The sequence below is a fragment of the Vibrio sp. AIC-3 genome (assembly GCF_013114515.1).
Taxonomy (GTDB): domain Bacteria; phylum Pseudomonadota; class Gammaproteobacteria; order Enterobacterales; family Vibrionaceae; genus Vibrio; species Vibrio crassostreae_C.
This window is the reverse complement of record NZ_VTXG01000001.1, coordinates 191750-215423: the sequence shown is the minus strand read 5'-3', so window position 1 is coordinate 215423 and position 23674 is coordinate 191750. Positions and strand designations below refer to the sequence as shown.

18 protein-coding genes and 1 pseudogene are annotated in these 23674 nt (G+C 44.6%); 8 read left to right on the top strand and 11 right to left on the bottom strand.

Features of this window, described 5'->3' with window-relative positions:
- Nucleotides 1-217 precede the first annotated feature (217 nt).
- Nucleotides 218-1648, top strand: coding sequence for a PTS glucose transporter subunit IIBC (ptsG, locus tag F0229_RS00920; RefSeq protein ID WP_048610590.1), 1431 nt, complete (start codon nucleotides 218-220; stop codon nucleotides 1646-1648).
- 229 nt (nucleotides 1649-1877) lie between these two features.
- Nucleotides 1878-2282 carry a hypothetical protein gene (locus tag F0229_RS00915; protein ID WP_017062144.1) on the top strand — a complete coding sequence of 135 codons (405 nt, stop codon included), beginning with the start codon at nucleotides 1878-1880 and terminating at the stop codon, nucleotides 2280-2282.
- Between the two features lie 91 nt (nucleotides 2283-2373).
- On the opposite strand, the gene F0229_RS00910 is transcribed toward F0229_RS00915, so the two are convergent.
- Nucleotides 2374-2967 carry an outer membrane beta-barrel protein gene (locus F0229_RS00910; protein ID WP_017067207.1) on the bottom strand — a complete coding sequence of 198 codons (594 nt, stop codon included), beginning with the start codon at nucleotides 2965-2967 and terminating at the stop codon, nucleotides 2374-2376.
- A 145-nt stretch (nucleotides 2968-3112) separates the two neighbouring features.
- Between F0229_RS00910 and F0229_RS00905 the strand changes: the two genes are divergently transcribed.
- Complete coding sequence (locus tag F0229_RS00905) at nucleotides 3113-3202, top strand: YnhF family membrane protein (protein ID WP_100214626.1); 90 nt, start codon at nucleotides 3113-3115, stop codon at nucleotides 3200-3202.
- Between the two features lie 41 nt (nucleotides 3203-3243).
- Nucleotides 3244-4458 (top strand): patatin family protein, encoded by a 1215-nt coding sequence (locus F0229_RS00900; RefSeq protein WP_171732061.1) that lies wholly within the window; start codon nucleotides 3244-3246, stop codon nucleotides 4456-4458.
- 159 nt (nucleotides 4459-4617) lie between these two features.
- On the opposite strand, the gene pyk is transcribed toward F0229_RS00900, so the two are convergent.
- Complete coding sequence (gene pyk / locus F0229_RS00895; protein ID WP_171732060.1) at nucleotides 4618-6066, bottom strand: pyruvate kinase; 1449 nt, start codon at nucleotides 6064-6066, stop codon at nucleotides 4618-4620.
- Between the two features lie 319 nt (nucleotides 6067-6385).
- Here pyk and F0229_RS00890 point away from each other — a divergent pair, with 319 nt between their 5' ends.
- A complete protein-coding gene (locus F0229_RS00890) occupies nucleotides 6386-7603 on the top strand; it encodes an ROK family protein (protein ID WP_048607464.1) in 1218 nt (405 codons plus the stop codon).
- 167 nt (nucleotides 7604-7770) lie between these two features.
- Nucleotides 7771-8712 carry a chemotaxis protein CheV gene (locus F0229_RS00885; protein WP_076656977.1) on the top strand — a complete coding sequence of 314 codons (942 nt, stop codon included), beginning with the start codon at nucleotides 7771-7773 and terminating at the stop codon, nucleotides 8710-8712.
- Between the two features lie 319 nt (nucleotides 8713-9031).
- Here F0229_RS00885 and F0229_RS00880 read toward each other — a convergent pair whose 3' ends face one another.
- From F0229_RS00880 to F0229_RS00865, 4 genes are all read right to left on the bottom strand, one after another.
- The gene (locus F0229_RS00880; RefSeq protein WP_171732059.1) at nucleotides 9032-12124 is read right to left on the bottom strand and encodes an error-prone DNA polymerase; all 3093 of its coding nucleotides are present in this window, start codon (nucleotides 12122-12124) and stop codon (nucleotides 9032-9034) included.
- Between the two features lie 94 nt (nucleotides 12125-12218).
- A complete protein-coding gene (locus F0229_RS00875; protein WP_171732058.1) occupies nucleotides 12219-13688 on the bottom strand; it encodes a DNA polymerase Y family protein in 1470 nt (489 codons plus the stop codon).
- A gap of 3 nt (nucleotides 13689-13691) precedes the next feature.
- A complete protein-coding gene (gene imuA, locus F0229_RS00870) occupies nucleotides 13692-14399 on the bottom strand; it encodes a translesion DNA synthesis-associated protein ImuA (RefSeq protein WP_171732057.1) in 708 nt (235 codons plus the stop codon).
- Between the two features lie 154 nt (nucleotides 14400-14553).
- On the bottom strand, nucleotides 14554-15294 hold the full coding sequence (locus F0229_RS00865) for a YciK family oxidoreductase (RefSeq protein ID WP_017629695.1): 741 nt from the start codon (nucleotides 15292-15294) through the stop codon (nucleotides 14554-14556).
- 137 nt (nucleotides 15295-15431) lie between these two features.
- Here F0229_RS00865 and sohB point away from each other — a divergent pair, with 137 nt between their 5' ends.
- Nucleotides 15432-16499, top strand: coding sequence for a protease SohB (gene sohB / locus F0229_RS00860; protein WP_171732056.1), 1068 nt, complete (start codon nucleotides 15432-15434; stop codon nucleotides 16497-16499).
- A gap of 144 nt (nucleotides 16500-16643) precedes the next feature.
- Here the strand turns inward: sohB and F0229_RS00855 are convergent, their stop codons facing one another.
- The 3 genes from F0229_RS00855 to F0229_RS00845 form a co-directional block, all read right to left on the bottom strand.
- The gene (locus tag F0229_RS00855; protein WP_017062134.1) at nucleotides 16644-18206 is read right to left on the bottom strand and encodes a SpoVR family protein; all 1563 of its coding nucleotides are present in this window, start codon (nucleotides 18204-18206) and stop codon (nucleotides 16644-16646) included.
- A gap of 11 nt (nucleotides 18207-18217) precedes the next feature.
- Nucleotides 18218-19489, bottom strand: coding sequence for a YeaH/YhbH family protein (locus F0229_RS00850; protein ID WP_171732055.1), 1272 nt, complete (start codon nucleotides 19487-19489; stop codon nucleotides 18218-18220).
- A gap of 127 nt (nucleotides 19490-19616) precedes the next feature.
- Complete coding sequence (locus tag F0229_RS00845) at nucleotides 19617-21551, bottom strand: PrkA family serine protein kinase (protein WP_017062132.1); 1935 nt, start codon at nucleotides 21549-21551, stop codon at nucleotides 19617-19619.
- Between the two features lie 379 nt (nucleotides 21552-21930).
- Between F0229_RS00845 and F0229_RS00840 the strand changes: the two are divergent.
- Nucleotides 21931-22071: pseudogene (locus F0229_RS00840) on the top strand (MipA/OmpV family protein); the annotation flags it as partial.
- A 108-nt stretch (nucleotides 22072-22179) separates the two neighbouring features.
- Here the strand turns inward: F0229_RS00840 and F0229_RS00835 are convergent.
- Together F0229_RS00835 and pflA are read right to left on the bottom strand one after the other, a co-directional pair.
- Nucleotides 22180-22680: a YfbU family protein gene (locus tag F0229_RS00835; protein ID WP_017070032.1), complete on the bottom strand. Its 501-nt coding sequence runs from the start codon at nucleotides 22678-22680 to the stop codon at nucleotides 22180-22182.
- A 224-nt stretch (nucleotides 22681-22904) separates the two neighbouring features.
- A complete protein-coding gene (gene pflA, locus F0229_RS00830; protein WP_010437353.1) occupies nucleotides 22905-23645 on the bottom strand; it encodes a pyruvate formate lyase 1-activating protein in 741 nt (246 codons plus the stop codon).
- Nucleotides 23646-23674 lie beyond the last annotated feature (29 nt).

Here is a 23674-nt window from a genome sequence, read left to right as displayed (position 1 = left end):
AAGGATTGCATTTCTAGATTTGACATGTGATCCAAGACGTGTTTTGAAACTAAATTTCGTAAGTGACTAGAAAGTTAGTTCCCCATCAATATATATTTAGCGGCAGAAAATATAATGCAATACATGGTTACATTTTCGCAGGGTGCTAACATATAGGCTACGGGGGTGTGCCGTTAGAACCCAATATAATTATTTTATCTTTATCAGGAGCATAAACATGTTTAAGAACCTTTTTGCTAGCCTGCAGAAAGTTGGTAAGTCTCTGATGCTTCCAGTATCAGTTTTACCAGTTGCGGGTATTTTGCTAGGTGTCGGTGCAGCAGATCTTCCTTTCATTCCAGAAATCGTTTCAAACTTAATGGAACAAGCTGGTGGTTCAGTATTCGGTCAAATGGCACTACTGTTCGCAGTAGGTGTTGCACTTGGCTTTACTAACAACGATGGTGTAGCGGGTCTAGCTGCTATCGTTGGTTACGGCATCATGACTGCTACACTTGGCGTAATGGCTGGTGTAATGGGCGTTGATAAAATCGATACTGGTGTACTAGGTGGTATCCTAGTCGGTGGTGTTGCTGCTTGGGCATTCAACCGTTTCTTCCGTATTCAACTACCAGAGTACCTTGGCTTCTTCGCTGGTAAGCGTGCTGTGCCAATCATCACAGGTTTCTCTGCGATTGGTCTAGCAATCCTACTATCTGTAGTATGGCCACCAGTTGGCGGCGCTATCTCTGCGTTCTCTGATTGGGCTGCTCACCAAAACCCACAAGTGGCGTTTGGTATCTACGGTATCGTTGAGCGTTCTCTAATTCCATTTGGTCTTCACCACGTTTGGAACGTACCTTTCTTCTTTGAAGCTGGTACTTGTGTAAACGCTGCTGGCGAAACTCAAAACGGTGTTCTTACTTGTTACCTAGTTGCTGATGACGCATCTCGTGCAGCGGGCAATGGCTTCGGTCAGCTAGCTGGTGGTTACATGTTCAAGATGTTCGGTCTACCTGCTGCTGCAATCGCGATTGCACACTCAGCTAAGCCTGAAAACCGCGCTAAAGTAATGGGCATCATGGCTTCTGCTGCGTTGACTTCATTCCTAACGGGTATCACTGAACCAATCGAATTCTCTTTCCTATTCGTTGCTCCAGTACTGTACGCAATCCACGCTCTACTAGCTGGTTCTGCATACGTTCTTGCGAACACTCTAGGTTTTGTACATGGTACATCTTTCTCACACGGTCTAATCGACTTCCTAGTTCTATCTGGCAACGCGTCTAAGATGGGTCTAATGGTTGTATGTGGTATTGCTTACGCTGCAATTTACTACATCGTATTCCGCACTGTGATTAAAGCTCTAGACCTTAAAACTCCAGGCCGTGAAGACGAGACTGAAGAAGAGTCAGTTGCGACTGGTTCTGAACTTGCTGGTGAGCTAGTTGCTGCATTCGGTGGCAAAGCGAACATCACTGGTCTTGACGCTTGTATTACTCGTCTACGTGTTGCAGTAGCTGATACAGCAGTTGTTGACCAAGACAAACTGAAGAAACTAGGCGCTGCAGGTGTTGTTGTAGTTGCTGGTGGCGTACAAGCTATCTTCGGTACTAAGTCTGACAACCTTAAGACAGACATGGATGAGTGGATCCGTAACAACGGTTAATTCTCTGATTCAATAAATTGAAAGGAGGCCGAAAGGCCTCCTTTTTTGTTTTCTGCTCTATGAAAGATCTATTGTGCTTAATCTCCATTAACTCAGATACTTATCATTCAACTCGATCAGTTGATGGTTGCTCTTAAATTTTTCGTGTCTTTTATCTTTTACCCAGCGATGACACCTTTTGCTGAGATTCCAGTAGACTTCCGTTTTTTAAATACAGTCTGAGAATATTATGAAACATCGTTACTTGATCGGCCTTATGTGCTGCAGCGGAGCCTCGTTTGCTCAAGCTTCTGAAGCTCCAGCTTTGGAAGTGGGACTCGCCATTGACCAAGACCTGAGTGTCGTTGTGGAATTTGATCAGAAATACCGTGCTACGATTGGCAATGACGGCGCTGCCTTTGATTACATTTTGAAGCGTGGTCAGTTCGAGACTGAAGCTCCGTTGAGCTGGTACGTCGGTGCTGGTGCTTGGGCTGAATGGAATGACGACTTTGGCTTACGCTTGCCGTTAGGCGTGAAAGTGAATTTCTACGAAGGTTGGAATGCTTACGCTCAAGTTCACCCTGAACTCGATATGTATAAAGGTGTTGAGTTGCAAGTGGGCGGCGCTTTAGGTGTTACCTATAAGTTCTAACCTGAACTAAAACCGTTTTAATAATGAAAAAACCAGCATTTAGCTGGTTTTTAGTTTGGGCCGATCTTATATTTTTGCTTCATTGAGCCGCTTAGAAAGTAAAACTCAGTCCGACATTGGCTTGGAATTGGTTCATCCAGTCGGTATCAAAGCGAATGATGCACTCTTGCCCGTTATTTGGGATATTACAAACACCGGAGGTATCGTTGTCGACAACCGTGCCTAACCAACGTACTTGTGTGTTCAACGCTAGTCGGTCACTAAATTTGTACTCTAAGCCACCAAAGATAGAAGTTGAGAATCCATACTTATCTTTTGCCCAGTCTACATCGACGTAAGAAGCACCCAGGCCTAGCCCTAGATAACCCGACAACACAGGCGAAGCAGGGTAGTAGATGCTGCTTTGAAGGTGCAGGTATTGGATGGAGGAGCTTAGGTTGAGCGTTTCTAATTCTGAGCTCTGATTGGAGTAGAAGAAGCCGATGCGTCCTTTTTCAAGTGGCGTTTCAATGGCAAAGGTGTAATTTTCAGAGCCTTTCATGTCATAGGTTTTACCGTCCTGGTCTTCGACACTGCCACCGCCGGTATAACCTACCATAGGTGTAATGATGATCTCCGGCGAAGCATACGCGCTTGAAACGGAGAGAAGCGTAATCAGTGCCATCATATTTGCTTTGTTATTCATGAGTATATCCTTATCCATACACATACTAATTGTGATGGTTACATCAATATTGTGCGACTAATTTCGACGATTCTTGAAGATACTTCACACACCTGATAGTACTTAAATAGAGACTCGACAAATTAATAACAAGCCAGAGGTGTCTATGGACCATAATCTGAAAAATGCCCTACAAATTACCGTGTTTATCTACATGATCATTCTTTCATTTGGCTTTATTGCGATTGGTAGTTAATACCATCTATTGCGAGGCTGAGTTTTGATACTCAGGGAATAATGAATAGTGGGATTATAACCAATATTGATACAGCAATAGACTTGGATTATTACGCTAAGTTTATTGCTGGAAAAACAGCACTGGTCGCTCAAGGTGGCGGACAGAGAAGTATTTTTACTTCTGGAGTGCTGGATGCCTTTCTTCTCTCAAATTTTGACCCCTTCGACGAATTTTTTGGTACCTCAGCAGGTGCTCTCAACTTATGTGCTTATCTGTGCCGTGATAAAGGCCTTGGACGTTCTTTTGTTCTCGACCTCACAACCTCACCAGAGTTCTTCAATCTCTTTTCCTATATACGACACAGAAAGAACCTAGGATTAGAATGGGCGCTAGAACAAATCATGGCTTACCCATATAAGCTCGATCTGGATTTAGGGCGACAAACGCTAGGCGATCGCCACTTCTATGCGGCTGTAACGGATTCCAAAGACTTACGAGACCACTACTTCCCATTATTGGGCGAAGATTGGTACAAGGTGATGATTGCGACCTGTGCTATTCCTCGCTTGTACAATGACGAAGTCTTTATTGGTGACAGTGCTTATGTGGACGGTGGTGTATCGGCGTGTATCCCAGTTCAGGAAGCCTGGCGAAGACAAGCTCGTTCTATTGTGGTGATTCGTACTGAGCCAGTGGTGGAGGAAGGTAATACCCATTTGGTTGAAGCACCAGTTAAGGGATCTTCAGTCAAAGCGCCTAAACCTATATCTGCAGAAGAACTGGAGTGGTTCCGCGAATCTTTCGACAGTGTTCAAGGCCATTGGCAACAGAAACTGGAACAGTGGAAAACCGACTGGACCTCTTTCTTCCAACAACAAATTATGCGCTCAAAAGAGCAGAAGCGTGACCGTGGGCATTTAGACCTGCTGAACGGTGGTCGCTGGCTATTTGGTGCAGATGATATTTATCGCTTAAGTCATTTAATCGGAGATAAGTTTGATTCAGGGTTGGCTGACATGCTGATGGTGCATTATCAGACCTACTCATTGACTCAGGATTTTTTGAATTCGCCACCAGACGACGCGTTTGTGGTTCAGATAGCACCTAGTCAAACGCTTAAATCGAGCTCATTAATGAGTCATAAAGATGATTTACTGCATGATTACGAATTGGGTTTAGAAGCCGGTTACCGATTTGTGGAGACCTATACCTCAACGGAAAACGCTCGCAACTCGCATATGCCACAGTTAGCCACCATTGCTGCGGGTAACTAATTCCCGAAGTTGATGAGCTAGCATGCTGTGAGCTCGTTATGCTGTTTAAGCAGATTTTAGTGAGTCGTGTTCTGAAATGAAAAAGGGTTATTGAACTTGGTTCGATAACCCTTTTAAGTTTTTGAGATTAGGCGAATCGTTTCGCCTTAAGGTCAAATATTAGGTGACAGGCAAGATTCTCATACAGTTGGTTGACCCTGCTACATCCATAATGTCGCCTTGAGTGACGATCACTAGGTCACCAAACTTAAGGTGTCCTTTCTCTTTCAAGCAAGTGAGTGTAGATAGTGCAATGTCAAAGCTGTCTTCGGCTTCTGTCTCGAAGTAGATTGGTGTCACACCTCGGTATAAGGTACAGCGATTAAGCGTTCCTTCGTTACGAGACAGCGCGTAGATCGGCATGTCGGCACTCAGGCGAGACATCATCAGTGCGGTGCGGCCTGACTCGGTGAGAGTGACAACGCCTTTAATGCCTTCCATATGGTTTGCAGAGTAGATGGTCGCCATCGAAACGGTTTCTTCGGCAGTAACAAAGGTGCGGTCAATACGGTAATTGGATTGGTTATTAATGCCTGCCATTTTTTCCGCACCAATACAGACTTCAGCCATCGATTTTACGGTCTCGACTGGGTAGTCACCAGCTGCAGTTTCACCAGACAGCATCACAGCATCGGTGCCATCGAGTACGGCGTTGGCAACATCCATAACTTCGGCACGGGTTGGCATTGGCGCAGAAATCATTGATTCCATCATCTGAGTTGCGGTGATGACAGTTCGGTTAAGCGCTCTGGCACGGCGTATAAGCTGTTTTTGTACTCCGACTAACTCAGGGTCGCCAATTTCCACTCCGAGGTCACCACGAGCAACCATGACCACATCTGAGGCCATTATGATGTCATCCATGTTCTCAACTGTAGCTACTGTCTCTGCTCGCTCCACTTTTGCGACGAGGTGAGCTTCTAAGCCGGCTTCTCGTGCAAGCTGACGAGCATAGTGCATGTCTTCACCATTACGAGGGAAAGACACCGCTAGGTAATCCACTTTGATTTGTGCGGCGGTGACGATGTCGCGCTTGTCTTTTTCTGTTAGCGCTTCTGCGGAAAGGCCACCCCCTTTTTTGTTGATGCCTTTGTTATTTGAGAGTGGGCCGCCAATGATGACTTCGGTATGAACGCGACAGCCTTCCACTTTGGTTACTTTGAGTTGAACACGACCATCGTCAAGCAACAGTATATCGCCGGCGGATACGTCGTTAGGCAGTTCTTTGTAATCAAGGCCAACGGCTTCTTGATTGCCTTCACCTAAACCTAGGCTGCTATCGAGAGTGAACAGGTCGCCTACGGCAAGTTGGATTTTGCCATCTTTGAATGTCGACACACGAATCTTGGGACCTTGTAAGTCTCCGAGAATGGCGATTTGAGTACCGTGTCTTTTTGCTATTGCTCTGACTTTTTTTGCGCGTTGTATATGGTCGTCGCTGGTGCCGTGAGAGAAGTTCATACGAACAATATTGGCACCGGCTTTGATGATCTCTTCAAGCACGTTACCTTTATCAGTAGAAGGGCCTAGCGTTGTGACGATTTTCGTTTTTCTTAATTCGGCTGTCATGAATACTCCTAGAGTGAGACCAAGTAATCTTTTACAAGACTGAATTAAGTATATGCATTAATTGATAATTTATTGGGAGCTAGGAAGATATTTCTGTATTTACTGATATTTATTGTATTTAGCACTCAAGCGCGATGTTTTTTTATGAAAATTAAGTCTCGATTTATCGATGTGGGTGTTAATTTTCCTCGAACAATTTGACTCGATACACAAAGATTCATGTATATACGTGATACTGGTCACGGCGATATACCAAGTGACTTCACAATTACTTCGCAAAGTAAAAAAATTACCTCGTTGATGATTTCTGGAGCGTAAAATGTACATGGCTCAACCGGGCCATATTGATCATATCAAACAGGTCAATGCTGGTCGTGTATATAAACTAATTGACCTTAAAGGTCCTATTTCTCGTATCGATCTGTCCAAGCAAAGTGAGTTGGCTCCGGCGAGTATTACTAAAATTACCCGTGAACTCATTGAAGCTCACCTTATTCACGAAACCACGGTTCAAGAAGCCACGACTCGTGGACGTCCTGCTGTCGGTCTACAAACCAATAACGAAGGTTGGCAATTTTTGTCGATGCGTCTTGGTCGCGGATACTTGACGATCGCGCTCCATGAATTGGGCGGCGACGTGCTTATCGATACCAAAATTGATATCCACGAACGTGATCAAGATGATGTGCTGGCGCGTCTTCTTCATGAAATCGATGAGTTCTTCCAAACCTATGCTGAGCAACTCGACAGGGTGACGAGTATCGCTATCACACTGCCAGGCCTTGTGAATTCAGAGCAGGGTATTGTGTTGCAAATGCCGCACTACAACGTTGAAAATTTAGCGTTAGGGCCGGAGATCTACAAAGAAACCGGTCTGCCAGTTTTTATTGCCAATGATACCCGAGCATGGGCATTAGCAGAGAAGCTGTTTGGTAACTCACAAGATAACGACAACTCTGTTCTTATCTCTATTCACCACGGTTTAGGTGCCGGGATCATTCTCGATGGTCGCGTTCTGCAAGGGCGTCACGGTAATATCGGTGAACTGGGTCATATCCAGATCGATAAAGAGGGTAAGCTTTGTCATTGTGGTAACCGAGGCTGTTTAGAAACGGTGGCGAGTTCTCAGGCAATCCGTGAGCAAGTCAAAGAGCGACTGGCAAATGGTGAAGAATCAACGCTAACTGTGTTTGAAGACGTCACTATTGAACAGATCTGCGCTGCCGCTGCTGATGGTGATCCATTGGCTGTCGAAGTGATTGAGCAGTTAGGCCGTTATCTAGGCTCTGCGATTGCGATTGTGATTAACCTATTCAACCCAGAGAAAATCTTGGTGGGTGGTGTTATCAATCAGGCGAAGAGCGTGTTATACCCGGCGATTCAAAAGTGTATCGAAGAGCAGAGTCTATCGGTTTACCATAAAGACTTAGAGCTGGTGGAATCTCGTTTTTATAAGCAGGCAACCATGCCAGGTGCTGCGCTCATCAAGCAGGCCTTATACGATGGCCAACTGTTAATGAAAGTTATTGAAGGTTAACTCTTTTTCTCTTCTTTAAGCCTTACCCCGAACCTTTCCATGTACTTAAGCTTTGTATAACATCATTTGTTGTACTTAGTTTAAGCATTCTGTGCATTAGCGCTTTGCTTTAACCTATTGAAGTAGGCTATTGTAGCCACAGTTATTATTTGTCACTAAGGTGTTGTATGTCTGGCGTTTTAAATTCGGTTGATCAGAGAACCAAGCTAGTCGGTGAAAACCGTCTGGAACTCTTATTATTCAGCTTAAATAGTCGTCAACTATTTGCGATTAACGTATTTAAAGTGAAAGAAGTCCTAAAAGTGCCAGTACTTACTCGCTTACCGGGCTCTCACCATCATATTACGGGGGTTGCTTCTCTACGTGGTGAATCGGTACCTGTGATTGATCTGCGAAGTGCCATTGGCTTTCCGCCATCTCGTGCGGAATCTCAAGAGAGTAACCTGATCATTACGGAATACAACCGAACCGTACAAGGTTTCTTGGTTGGGCAAGTTCGTAATATCGTCAATACGACATGGACAGAAATCCAGCCGCCGCCAAAGACAACAGGCCGCGCAAACTACCTAACCGCTATCACGCATATTCAAGAAGAAGAGCAGCACAAGATCGTCGAGATCATCGATGTTGAGAAAGTGTTGGCTGAGATCATTGATTACGATGTATCGATATCTGAAGGTGTGTTAGATCAGCAGTTAGCTCAGGAAATGATAGGACGTAACGTGCTTATCGTTGATGACTCTTCAACAGCGCGTAATCAAATCAAAGGCACCTTGTCGCAGCTTGGGTTGAATATTATTGAGTGTTGTGATGGCTTAGAAGCACTGACCTTACTTAAGGGCTGGTGTGATGAAGGCAAAGACATCAATCAAGAAATATTGTTGATGATCACCGATGCTGAAATGCCTGAAATGGACGGCTATAAACTGACACACGAAGTACGTACTGACCCTAGAATGCATGATCTGTTCATTACGCTAAATACTTCATTAAGTGGAAGTTTTAATGAGGCGATGGTGGAGAAAGTAGGGTGTAACCGCTTTATTTCTAAGTTCCAACCAGATTTGCTGGTTGAGGTAACTCAAGAGCGTATGCGTCAGATCCTGTAATTTATACCGACATGCAGTTTGTTTTGAGTGACCTTATAGAAAACGTTTGCTATTATTGATGTGGCATATTTCTCGTAACAAAATATGCTCAATTACTCACGTAACTTTTCACACACAATCTAAGGTAGTTCCTTTTAATGATATGGTTAACGTCTAAAGTCGTTATGACTTTGAGCTTATTACTATATAGGGAATTTAAGAAAAGACGTACGGAAGCTGACGTTGAGGTGTAACTCAACAATTTGAAATGAAGGGAAGCAGATGCTTCCCTTTTTCGTTTCTAGCGTTTCTAGCGTTTCTGGTAGGGCGATTTGAATCGTTAATGAAAATCTCGTGATTTGGTTTTCAAACCAACAATTTCATCGGTAATATCGATAAGTTTCCCCGCGATAACATGCACGACCTCTCCTTCTTTTTCTAATATCCCTTGTACTTTTAACGCCTTGGCTGTGAGGTAGGCTTGCTGTTGAGCGCGCGCGGTTGCTCCCCATACCACGACATTAATATTACCAGTGCTATCTTCTAGTGTGACAAAGGTGACACCTGCCGCGGTTCCGGGAGATTGTTTTCCTGTGACTAATCCGACAACGGTGACCATCGATTTGTGTCTTTGTTGTATTAAATCTTTCATGTGTGTGAATCGACCTAATCGTCCCGCTTCTTCGAGCAAAGTGATTGGATGCTTGTTCAGTGAAACTCCGACACTGGTGAAGTCTTCGAGTAGATCTTGCATTTCGTTGGGCTTGTGCAGTGTGTGTTCGCCATGCTCATCCTCAGTATCGTCATAGACCTGGCTAAACAGAGGTAGATCAGACGCGGAATCCATTATCGCCCAGCGAGTTTGGAAGCGGTCTCCAGAGACGTTATGTAGCGCATTGGCCGATGCCAGTAGCTCGATATCTTTCTTATTCATCGATAACTGTTTCACCTGGCTAGGGTGGCGATAACCGGATGGTGGACGATTGGCGATCACGCTTTGAATCCCATGCTCGCTGAACCCTTTGATTTGTCGCAGCCCTAAGCGAATCGCTAGACCATTCTGATGAGAGACAACCGTGTGGTCGTTTTGAGAAGCGTTCACACATACCGGAAGTATCACCACATTATGTCGCTGTGCATCTTGTACCAACTGTGATGGGCTATAAAAGCCCATGGGTTGGCTGTTCAACAAAGAAGCGTAGAAACATTCAGGGTAGTAGCATTTCAACCAAGCTGAGCAATACGCTAACACCGCAAACGAAGCCGAGTGGCTTTCCGGAAATCCGTACTCGCCGAAGCCGCATATCTGTTTAAAGATCTGTTCGGCAAACTCTGTCTCATAGCCGCGCTTTTGCATTCCCTCGATGAGTTTGTTTTTAAACTTAAAGACGTTGCCATTTTTCTTCCAAGCGGCCATTGCGCGTCTGAGTTGATCTGCTTCACCACCAGTGAACCCTGCAGCCACCATCGCGAGTTTAATCACTTGCTCTTGGAAGATAGGTACACCTAAGGTACGCGACAGTACTGATTCCACGTCTTTAGATGGATAACTGATTGGCTCAATGCCATCTCGACGCTTGAGAAATGGATGCACCATATCGCCCTGAATAGGACCTGGGCGTACGATAGCGATTTGAATCACCAAGTCGTAATAAGTTTTCGGTTTCAGCCTTGGCAGCATGCTCATTTGCGCACGTGACTCAATTTGGAATATCCCGACCGTGTCTGCCCGTTGAATCATGCCGTAAACCTGAGGATCATCCTTAAGGCGAGTGATCTCAGCAATGGTCAGTGATCGCCCGTGAATACGTTTGATCAGGTCGAAACATTTACGAATCGCAGAGAGCATACCCAACGCGAGCACATCAACTTTCAGCAAGCCTAAGGTTTCTAGATCATCCTTATCCCATTGGATAATGGTTCGATCGTGCATCGCGGCATTCTCGACGGGAACCAATTCATACAAGGGCCCAGAAGAGATCACAAAGCCGCCCACATGCTGAGACAGATGACGTGGAAAGCCGATAATCTCATTCACCAAATGGATAAACTGTTGTCCCTTCAAAGAGTCTGGTTGCAGCCCTAATTGGGTGAGCTGAGCCTGCCAACCTAGGCTCTTGTCTCTGCGATTGGTGTTCTTAATGAAGTAATCAAGCTGGGTTTCTTGCAGCCCTAATGCTTTTCCGACATCCCTTACCGCGCTTTTAAAGCGATAAGAAATAACCGTTGCGGCAAGCGCAGCCCGTTCTCTACCGTATTTTTTGTAGATGTATTGGATGACTTCTTCACGTCGTTCGTGTTCAAAGTCGACATCAATATCAGGCGGCTCATCACGCTCTTTACTAATGAAGCGTTCAAACAGCACCGAGATTTGTCTTGGATCGACAGAGGTGATTTCTAGGCAGTAACAGACTACAGAATTGGCCGCTGAACCTCGACCTTGATAAAGAATGTCTTGGCTTTTGGCAAACATCACGATGTCATGAATGGTGAGAAAGAAGAAAGGGTAGTTGAGCTCACCAATCAGCCCGAGTTCTTTATCTATGATTTGTTGAATGTCATTAGGCACACCTTGTGGAAAGCGAGCCTGTTTCCCTTTCTCGACCAACATGCGCAGATAACTCATGGGTGTCTCACCCTGAGGAATCAGTTCACTTGGGTATTCGTAGCGTAGGCTACCTAAATCAAATTCACACAGCTCAGAAATTCGGTTGCTCTCTTCCAGCCACTCAGCTTTGAATATATGAGAGAGCTTATTGATGCTTCGTAAACAGCGCTCGGCATTCGCCAACAGATGGCTTCCCACTTCGGTTATTGGCTTTTGGTATTTAATCGCAGTGAGTGAGTGCTGTAAGGGCAGGCGGTTAGCATTGTGCATCAACACGCCACCGCAAGCTGTAATAGGCAGTTGGTGATGTTGTGACAGAACAACGCAGTAATCAATGTACTGTTGATCGGTCTGTTTCAGGTGTCGTTGTAAGCCAATCCATAACCGACCTGAGTGGTGCTGAGAAAGCCACTGTCCCCAATGTGCGTCTTCATTTTTCTGTTGAGGCAACCACAGGATGAAGCAGTGCCTAGCCGACATGATATCCCACTCAGAGAGCTGATAATGTCCCTTGCTGCTACGACGTCTAGCGTTGGTAATAATACGGCACAGTTCGGCATAGGCTTGTCTATTTGGACATAACAAGACAACTTGGCACTCTTCATTTAACCAAAACATGCTTCCGACAATCTGCTTGAGCGACAGTTTGTGTTGCTTGATTGCAGAGTGAACCTTAACGATACCCGCGACCGAGCACTCATCAGTGACCGCGAGTGCTTTGTAACGTAAAAAGTCGGCCTGTAAAACCAGCTCTTCCGCGTGTGAAGCTCCCTCAAGAAAGGAGTAATTACTTTGGCAGAAAAGCTCTGAGTACTGCTGAGACATAACGTAATCTCACTTAATCATTGTGAGTAAACATGATTGAAAAAGGGGCGTTTAAATGGGACAAGTGGCAAGAACGACTTACCAAACTGCCTTACTAACTGAACAAACCGTGCAAGAACCACTGTTTATCGGGTGTTCTGAATACCCATAGCCATCGACCGTTTTCACTGTGAGCAATAAAGTAGTCACGAATGATTTTCTCGCCATCCCACCAGCCAGAAACAATACGTTCAGGGCCCTGAGATAAGGTAATTTTCTCGGTTAAGGCTTCTGGCTCCGGCAGCAAAATACTGGGCCTGAGTCGCTGCTGATTGACGCTGAGATCTGTGGTTTGTTGCTCGAACTCTGAGGGAGTTTTACTCTTTGACACAGATTTACTCAGTGTTGGGATCGAGTACTGATTGGCTTTTTCTGGCCTTGGGTCATGCTGTATTTTCGGTGTTTGAATACTGGCCTGCCCAAGCTTCGCTTGTAACAGTGAAAGCAGGTCTAGCGCAGCAAGTGTTCCGGTATTGCCATCAAAAAGATCATGGTAGGCCATTTGCGGTTCTCCATGACGAATCAAGCTGAGGGTTAGGCCCTGAACCGGTGCTGTGAGCTTTAGTGATTCTAAAGTTAGATGGGTAAGGTTCGCCCATTTTCCAGCAAGGTAATCACCTTGTGCCGAATAAAAAGAGACAGGGTGGTCGTCTTTATCTCTTAGATGCAAAGTCAGTGTTAACTCGAAAGCCACTCGGTCGCGTAGCTTCAAAAAACACTCGAGTTGATTTAGTAATTTCAGCAACGGCTTTTCGATAAATAGGATGTTTTCAATATCAAACAACAGCTCCAAATATTGCTGGAAATTCTCTGGTGGGTGATAGAAATCAATTGGGTGCTTGAACTGGCCGTTTAGGCGACCGATATAATTGACCAAGTCGATATCAAAGCGGCGTGCGACCTCTTGCAAAGGCAGCTTTAATAGATCTTCAACGATGTTGATACCGACACGGTTCAGGCGTTCAACTTGCTTGGTCGGTAGCTCACTGGAATTCAATGCTTGTTGATTGACCCAAGTTTTCATCTGCTCAATATTGTTTGTTGCTTGGTTGATCGCTTGCTTACCCAAAAGGATCGCAGAAAGCGGCGAATAACCCGTAGCGAAGCTGAACTGGATATTGAGCGTTTCTAAGTGGCTTTTGAGCTCATGCCAGTAGTTATCTAGCCCGTCGTAAAGTGACAGCATGTTAGAGGCTTTAATCAACAAACCATTAGGTGGCAATAACGCCATGTCGGAAGTGACCAAATACGCCCATTGAGCGATCTCTTTGAGCTTACTTTTCTCCAGTTCAATACTGTAAGGGTGGACGTGTAAGTTGTGACACAGCGCCGCCGCAGATCCTAAGCCCGTACCAAGTGAAATTCCCGATTGCAACGCAACTGGGTTTGCTTGCAGTACTCGGTGATCTTTTTCATCCACGATGATAATAGGTTGTTCGCGTGAGTCTTCGCTCGAACCCAATTCATTAGAGTTAAACAAGGTATCCAGCTGCAGAGATGGAAAGTGAATATAAAGCCACAACATACGCTAGCCTTGCTTCGCAATAGGAAAAGCCAGCACAGTGTTACCAGACAAAGCGCGGTCTGAACTGTCTTCATAAACGACTTTCTCTGTGAGTAACGGCCAGTTGTGTGTCATGTCTAGAATAAAGCTGCCATATGACCAACTGCCTTTTCTTTTTGTTACCTCTACCTTCAATCCTTGGGCGTGAGAAGACAGCTTCATGCTCAAAGAAACAGGTAGGGATAGTTGATTATGGCTGGTGGCTTTAAAGTGAAACTGCAGGCACTTACCGGTTTCACTGGCTGCTTGTAGGCGCTTGGTCTGGTGGGTTTCGAGGTCGGCTCCCCATAATAATACAGAGTGACAAGCGCCGCTTTTGAGGCACTGCTCAGCCGCCCACAACGCATCGAGCTCACGTTGCGGCTGGATAATGAGAATGTTCTCTAATTCAATGCCTTGGTTGCTAAAAAACTCGGCACAAATCTTCCCTGGCGGGTTAATGAATATGGCCAGTTTTTGAGAGTTTTGTTGAGCTAAATAGGGCGTAAGAAGGCGAAGTTCACCGATCCCTTGCTGTGATTCAACTTCAATAACGCCGTGTGTCGGAAAGCCACCATCAAGCTGTTTATCCAATTGCGGATAGCCTGTAGAAGTGGTACTTCCTAGCGTTGTTGATTGTAGCCCTTTCCAGATTAGCTGGCGGTCTTGTAAGTTTTTTATGAGTTCATGCACAATTAAATACCTGTATATTCATACAGTATATTTAACAATGAAAAAGATGCAAAGCAAAATGATGAAAATCAAAGGAACTAAGTTTTAGGTGCTTGATTTAGATACAAAAAAAGCCGCTATTAAAGCGACTTTTTACTATTGGTTATAATATCAACTACTTAGGTTGAGCATCAATACATTGGCCATTAATGTCTGTCACACTTGGGTTCATTAAGTGTAGGTACAGCGGGATGATGTCGAGTGGCGTTTTTAGCTTATTCGCATCTTCTCCAGGGTACGCTTTTGCACGCATACGTGTTTGAGTGCCACCTGGGTTGATTGCGTTAACACGGATATTTGTGTCTTCAAGCTCGTCCGCTAGGATTTGCATCATGCCTTCGGTAGCAAACTTAGAAATTGCGTAAGTGCCCCAGAATGCACGACCAGAGTGACCAACCGTTGAAGAGGTAAATACGATACGACCCGCTTCTGCTTTCTTTAGTGCAGGCAGTAGTGCTTGAGTCATCAAAAACTCAGACTTTACATTGATCTGCATAACATCATCAAAAGTCTCTTCATCAATCTGCTCAAACGGGCTCAGAGTACCGAGAACGCCAGCGTTATGAAGTAGGCCATCTAAACGACCGAACTGTGACTCAATGGTTTCAGCCATATCAATGTAGTTCTGCTTTGTCGCGCCTTTTAGATCCAATGGGATGATCGCAGGCTGTGGGTAACCAGCACTTTCGATTTCATCGTAAATGAATTCAAGGTTTTTAACATTGCGGCCTAACAGAATGACAGTTGCACCATGTTGAGCGAAGCTTAGTGCTGCTTGGCGACCAATGCCAGCACCGGCACCTGTAACCAAAATTACTTTATCTTTGAGGGCATCTGTAGAGATTGGGTAATCCACTGTGCTTATCCTTCTTTCTTTTATTATGTTCGTCATTCCATTGATGTTTAATCACACAGATAACCGCAGGAATGATGAGAAATTCTTGGTAATCGTGACAAGATGGTTACAATACACTAATTCATACAATAGGGGATATGACATTGGAATTTTTGTTGGACTACGGCTTGTTTTTAGCCAAGATTGCGACCGTTGTAATCGCCATCATTGCAATTTTAGTCATTGCTAAATCTGTGGGTGGAAAATCAAGCGCGATTAAAGGTGAGCTGGAAATCACGAACCTATCTGAACACCATAAACAGACGATTGAACAATTAGAGCACCATCTACACGATGATGCTTTCATCAAAGCCCGTGATAAAGCAGAAAAGAAAGCGGAAAAAGAGAAAGTAAAATCACGCGGTAAAGAAGTGAAGAAAGCAGCGAAAGAGGGTGAGCTTGATAGCAAGCGTGAACCACATCTATTCGTTCTTGATTTTAACGGCAGCATTGATGCGAAAGAAGTGGCTTCATTGCGTGAAGAGGTAACGGCGGTTCTGGCTGTGGCTCGTGAAGGCGATGAAGTCTTACTTAAGCTTGAATCTGGCGGTGGCATGGTTCACGGCTATGGTTTAGCGTCTTCTCAACTTGATCGTATCAAAGCGGCAGGTTTGCCTCTGACTATCTCGGTAGACAAAGTGGCGGCAAGCGGCGGTTACATGATGGCATGTATCGCAGACAAAATTGTATCTGCACCGTTTGCTATTGTTGGCTCTATTGGTGTTATCGCTCAACTGCCAAACTTCAACAAACTACTTAAAAAGCACGATATTGAGTTCGAGCAGCTAACGGCGGGTGAGTACAAACGCACGCTTACTATGTTTGGTGAGAACAGCGATAAAGCACGTGAGAAGTTTAAAGAAGAGCTAGAAGAGACACATGGCCTATTCAAAGGCTTCATCCGTGACCATCGTCCTGCGTTAGATCTTGAAAAAGTAGCAACGGGTGAACATTGGTTTGGTACACAAGCACATGAACTTGGACTGGTGGATGAGATCAGCACTTCTGATGACTTAGTCGTAGCGGCATGTAAGGACAAAACGGTTCTAGCGATCCACTACGTACAGAAGAAAAAGCTGTCAGACAAGCTAGCTGGCGTGGCAGGTAAATCTGCAGACAGCGTGCTGATGAAGCTGATTGAACGCGGTCAAAAGCCGATTGTTTAAGCTTATTTAGTTCGAGCCTTAAAAAGAAAGCGCATAAGTCATCAGACTTATGCGCTTTTTTATTGCTCCACTTCCGAGCGGGTGACCACTATGTTGTAGGGGGAGCGGAGTTTTATACCCATAATCTACTTACTATGATGGGTATTAAATCTTGGCTCCATAGTCATTGCGTTTCGGACAAGTCGTCAGGATTTCTCGATGACCCGTGTCTTTGAGCTCTTCCAAAATCACATCAAAGCCCCACAAGCGATAGAGATGCTTCATCACTTCGTCGTAGCCTTTATCAAGCGGGATGCGGTCGTGAGGCACATATTGCAGTGTCATTGAGCGGTCACCACGAACATCGACATTAAACACCTGAATGTTTGGTTCAAGGTTACTTAGGTTGTATTGCGCCGCAAGCTTCTCACGAATCAGGCGATAGCCCGGATCATCATGAATAGCACTCACCTCAATGGTATTTTTACGGTCGTCGTCGAGTACAGAGAACAGCTTAAAGTCTCGAATGATTTTTGGAGAAAGGTATTGACTGATGAAACTTTCATCTTTGAAGTTGTGCATCGCAAAGTGCACCGCTTCTAACCAATCACTTCCGGCTAACTCAGGGAACCACTCTCTATCTTCATCGGTTGGCTCTTCACAGATGCGTCGGATGTCTCTAAACATCGCAAAGCCAAGCGCATAAGGGTTTATCCCGCTGAAATAAGGACTGTTGTAGGCAGGTTGTGCGACGACACTGGTATGGCTGTGTAGGAATTCTAAGATGAACTTATCACTCACCAAGCCTTCGTCGTAAAGGTGGTTAAGAATGGTGTAATGCCAGAAGGTTGCCCAGCCTTCGTTCATCACTTGAGTTTGTTTTTGAGGGTAGAAGTATTGGCTCACTTTGCGAACGATGCGAACACACTCTCGTTGCCAAGGTTCAAGCAGTGGTGCGTTCTTCTCGATAAAGTAGAGAATGTTTTCTTGAGGCTCGCTAGGAAAGCGGATCTTGGTCTCTTCTTCCTTACTTTTATTTTGAGGAACGGTTCGCCATAGCTCATTCACTTGAGATTGCAGATAAGCTTCGCGTTCTTCTTGTCTTGCTGTCTCTTCTGCAATGGAAATCTTCTCAGGGCGTTTGTATCGGTCTACGCCGTAATTCATCAGTGCGTGACAAGAATCAAGGAGCTGCTCGACTTCAGCAACACCATATTTCTCTTCACAACCACTGATGTACTTCTTAGCAAACAACAAGTAATCGATGATGGAACTGGCATCGGTCCATGTTTGGAACAGGTAGTTGCCTTTAAAGAAAGAGTTGTGGCCATAACAAGCGTGAGCCATTACCAGCGCCTGCATTGTGACCGTGTTCTCTTCCATCAGGTAAGCGATACACGGATCGGAGTTGATTACGATTTCGTATGCCAAGCCCATTTGGCCATGCTTGTAGTTTTGCTCGGTTTGAATGAATTTCTTACCAAAAGACCAGTGGTTGTAATTGATAGGCATACCAATGCTCGAGTAGGCATCCATCATCTGTTCTGAAGTAATCACTTCAATCTGGTTTGGGTAAGTATCTAAACGGTAATGCTGCGCAACACGTTTGATTTCTACGTGGTATTTCTCCAAGAGGTTGAACGTCCAATCTGGACCATCAGGCAGCATCTTGTCGTTTTTCTTTTTTGCAGCTTTGTTTTTCTCTGCAACGTTTGATTTCGCTGTCATGGCAAACTCCCTTACGCTGTCTCTTTCTGGAACAGTTCTCTAAACACAGGAAAAATATCATCCACCGTTTTAATGTTTTTCATGGCGAAGTTGTCAAAGCTTGCTTCTAACTTCTCATACTCGTGCCAAAGCGTTTGGTGAGAGCGGCGTGTAATTTCGATATAAGAGTAATACTGACAAGTTGGCAGAAGCGTGTTGACCAACAGCTCTTTACAACGAGGCGAGTCATCAGCCCAGTTATCGCCATCAGAGGCTTGTGCTGCATAGATGTTCCACTCATTAGCAGGGTAGCGGTCTGCGACAATTTCCTTCATCAGTTTCAGTGCGCTTGAAACAATGGTGCCACCCGTTTCTTGTGAGTAGAAAAACTCATGTTCGTCGACCTCTTTAGCCTGAGTATGGTGACGAATAAACACAACATCGACGTTTTCGTAGGTGCGATTTAAGAACAGATACAGAAGAACATAAAAGCGCTTCGCAATATCTTTTGTGGCCTGATCCATAGAGCCCGATACATCCATTAGACAGAACATCACGGCTTGGCTAGATGGAATAGGGCGCTTCTCGTAGTTTTTAAAACGTAAGTCGAAGGTGTCAATGAACGGCACGCTTTCAATCTTTTTACGTAACTCGGCAATCTCTTCTTTGAGGCGACCTTCCTCAAAAGGTTGTGCCGGCTCCGTCATTTTAACTTGGTCAAGCTGTTCCATCAGTAGGTTAAGCTCGCGCTTTTTACCTGCTGTCATCGCGGTTCTACGAGCCAGAGATTGCTGTAGTGAACGAACGATAGCGATGTTGGATGGAATCCCCGCGCTTTGGTAACCAGAGCGGTGAGTTTTCCATTCGGTGATTTTGTTGACCTGATTTTTCTCTAGATTAGGTAGAGCTAAATCTTCAAAGAGAATATCAAGATACTCATCTTTTGAAATTTGGAAGGTAAATTCATCTTGGCCTTCGCCATCAGGGCTTGCGTCGCCTTGGCCTGAGCCACCACCTTGACCACCACCTTTAGGGCGTTCGATTTTATCGCCAGTGATGAACTGATCATTACCTGGGTGAACGCGCTCTCTTACGCCGCCTTGACCTTGGTGAAAGTTCGGCTCTTTGATGTCTTTATGGGGAATAGTGACGTCTTCACCTGTTTCTGTATTGGTGATTGAGCGTCGGTTAACTGCATCGGCCACAGATTCTTTGATTTGCTCTTTATGGCGTCGTAAGAAACGCTGTCTATTCACAGCACTCTTATTTTTGCCATTGAGCCTCCGATCGATAAATTGTGCCATAAGAACTCCCTCTCAGCTGATGTCGCGATCCTACTTTTTATTCGGGTATAAGAGTTATTGATTTACTAAGGTATAAAAGTTATTGGTTTATACGAGCTGCTCAGTTGAGCAGCTCAATACCGTTTAGTTATGAGGATTTACGAACTCTTAGGTACCACTCAGATAGCAGTCTCACTTGCTTCTCGGTGTAGCCTTTTTCCATCATACGAGCAACGAAGTCGTCATGTTTTTTCTGATCATCCGTTGAGGTCTTAGCATTGAACGAAATAACAGGAAGTAGCTCTTCTGTGTTAGAGAACATTTTCTTCTCAATCACAGTGCGCAGTTTCTCGTAGCTCGTCCACACTGGGTTTTGACCGTTATTGTTGGCTTTGGCACGAAGCACAAAGTTCACAATCTCATTTCGGAAGTCTTTAGGGTTACTGATACCGGCTGTCTTCTCGATTTTCTCTAGTTCGCCATTCAGAGAAGCACGGTCAAATAGTTGGCCTGTTTCTGGGTCGCGGTACTCTTGGTCTTGAATCCAGAAATCTGCGTAGGTGACATAGCGGTCGAAGATATTCTGACCGTACTCAGAGTAAGACTCTAGATAAGCGGTTTGAATTTCTTTACCGATGAACTCTACGTAGCGTGGCACTAGGTATCCTTTCAAGAACTCTAGGTACTTCTCGGCGGTCTCTTGAGGGAACTGCTCCCGTTCGATTTGCTGCTCAATAACGTAGAACAGGTGCACTGGGTTCGCGGCCACTTCGGCTTGGTCGAAGTTAAACACACGAGACAGGATCTTAAAGGCGAAACGCGTTGATAGCCCAGACATGCCTTCGTCAACGCCAGCATAATCTCGGTACTCTTGGTAGCTCTTCGCTTTTGGATCGGTGTCTTTTAGAGTCTCACCATCGTAAACACGCATCTTAGAGAATAGAGATGAGTTTTCAGGCTCTTTTAGTCTCGAAAGAATGCTGAATTGCGATAGCAGATCGAGTGTGCTTGGTGAGCAAGGCGCTTGGGATAGCTCACTGTGCTCAAGCAGTTTCTTGTAGATCTTAACTTCTTCAGACACACGCAGACAGTAAGGGACTTTTACAATGTACACACGGTCGAGGAATGCTTCGTTGTTTTTGTTGTTACGGAAGGTCTGCCACTCAGATTCGTTCGAGTGAGCGAGAATCATACCGTCAAATGGCAGTGCAGAAAGCCCTTCGGTACCGTTGAAGTTACCTTCTTGTGTTGCCGTAAGTAGAGGGTGTAATACTTTGATTGGCGCTTTGAACATCTCCACGAATTCCATCACACCTTGGTTGGCTTTACAAAGCGCACCAGAGTAGCTGTAGGCATCAGGATCATCTTGAGAGAAGTGTTCAAGTTTACGAATATCAACTTTACCAACCAGAGACGAGATATCTTGGTTGTTTTCATCACCTGGCTCCGTTTTCGCGATCGCAACTTGATCGAGAATAGAAGGGCGCAGTTTGATGACTTTGAATTTGGAAATATCACCGCCAAAATCGTGCAGACGTTTTGCTGCCCACGGAGACATAATTGAGCGAAGATAGCGTTTCTCAATGCCATATTCATTCTTCAATAAGTCGCCGTCTTCGTTAACGTCGAATAGACAGAATGGGTGATCGTTTACTGGGCTTCGTTCACCGTCAGCAGACAATACATAGATTGGTAGTTTCTGCATCAGGGCTTTGAGTTTTTCAGCGAGAGAAGATTTACCTCCGCCCACAGGGCCAAGTAGGTAAAGGATTTGTTTACGTTCTTCTAAACCTTGCGCAGCATGTTTTAAGTAAGAAACAATCTGTTCAATCGCATCTTCCATACCGTAGAAATCTTTAAATTCGCTGTAGCGTGAGATGACACGGTTCGAGAAAATACGACTCAGTTGAGGGTCTTGAGCAGTGTCAATAACCTCTGGTTCGCCAATGGCTAGTAATAAGCGCTCGGCAGCATTAGCGTAAGCACTTTTATCGTCTTTACACAGCCCTAAGAACTCCTGCAATGTCAGCTCTTCTTCCTTGGCTGCTTCATAACGTGATTGATAGTGGTCAAAGATACTCATAGTCACATTCCCCTTGTTAACCAGTCAAAACTGACGAGCGATTGAAAAATAGGCTCTCCCTACATTTTAAGGTTAGACCCGCTTCCACAATTTTGCTTAACAATTATGTATTTATTTACAATTTTGCGTGTGAAAAACGTGGCGAGCGCAATAGGCAACTTGAGGCGCGTAGAATCAAATTATTTTACATTCGAGGGGATCTGGCCGTTTGTTTTGAGATTTTAGGTCGCTTAACAATACTCACAATGGATTTATGTGCATTAGATATATAACTGGGCTCTATTGATTTTTGGAATGGAGTACCATATAATGCGCGAAGTTATCAAAAATTGCTCAATAAATAGGTAGATGTAGTGAAGAATAATGGGTTCAAAATAGTGGCTATCTGCATGTTACGCCAAATGTTCGAGTAACTGGTGGCGTTCGTTATACCAACCTTGAAGGTGATATAGAGAATAGCCCAATACTTGAAAGTGGTATCAACATGGCCGCGAACGTTGGTGTTGCTTACGTTTTCTAGTTGCTTTGGTTTTTCTCTTTGTGTGCGAACATTAAAAAAAGGGTTACTCATGATGAGTAACCCTTTTTCTTGAAACTTTTTAAAAGTTATCGCAGATCTATTAACGAATTAAGCGCTAAAGATTTGAGATAGCTCTGTCGCACATAGGTGGTACTGACGAGGGCAGTTGCGCCATGTTGTTAGCATGCGACGGTACTTCTCTAGCATTGGCATCTGGCTATTGAAGTGGTGATCGGCTTTGTCGAATTGAGGGTAAAGACCTTCAGAATCAACAAGGAAACGCACGTAGTGTACGATCTGCGCTTCAGAAGCGATATCAAAACCTAAGAACTGCAGGCGACGTTGGTCTACTTCAGCACGCTCTTGTTCTGCAAGCATTTTGTTCGACTCTTGCATTGCATGGTACATCTCCATGATGTCGATAATTTCGCGACATTCTGCTTCAGTCAAACAACCAAACTCTTTGTTAAGTTCACGCATTTGGAGTTCGTAACCACGTTCTACAATCGTTTGTAGACGCTGGTATTTCGCCGAGTTCTCAGGGTTCATTTGAGACATTAGGTAGTATTGATTTGATAGAATTAGACGCTGAGCATTGGTCATTTCCATGGGATGAGCCTCACTAAAAAACTAAATGTTATATTCTTTTGTTGCAGTAAGAGTAACAGCATTCCTACGCGTGGAAACATGATCTCAACACGGATTTAATATGATTTTTTTAATTGATAAACAAAAGTTGTAAAGAAAAGTGAAAGGATAGTTAGCGCTAGAAAAGAAAACGCCCCAATCGAAATTGAGGCGTTTAAAATAGAGGTTGAGCATCGTCTGCAGTATTAGTATTTTACGTTTGAATGATACTGGCTAAGAACAGCAACAATCTCATCCATTTTCTCTTTGCTTGGCGGATTTGTACCTTCAAGAGGGTAGTCAAAACCAAGTGCTTCCCACTTATGTGCACCCAGCTTATGGTATGGAAGCAGCTCTACTTTCTCGATGTTATCCATGTCTTTGATGAATTCGCCTAGCAGATGAGCATCTTCAGGTGTGTCCGTGTAGCCAGGGACAATCACATAACGAATCCACGTCTTCTTACCGATTTTGTGTAAGTAGCGTGCGAAATCCAGAGTACGTCTGTTTGATACACCAATGAAATCGTGGTGAATCTCATCTCGCATGTGCTTAAGATCCAACATAACTAGATCAGAGGCTTCTAGGACTTCATCAACCACTTCAGTGTGCTTACGAATGTAGCCATTAGTATCAAGACAAGTGTGGATGCCTTCAGCTTGAGCTGCGCGGAAAAAGTCACGAACAAACTCAGGTTGTAGCATCGCTTCACCACCAGAACAGGTGATACCACCGCCCGATGCTTTCATGAAATGACGGTATGATTTTGCTTCGTTGATGATCTCTTCGACCGTTACTTCCTTTCCGTCATGAAGATCCCATGTATCACGGTTATGACAGTACATACAACGCATTAAGCAGCCTTGAAGAAACACAATAAAGCGGATACCAGGGCCATCGACAGTACCACAAGATTCGAATGAGTGAATGCGACCAGTTGTAGACATGAGCTATTCTCGTAGAGGAATTTATACCG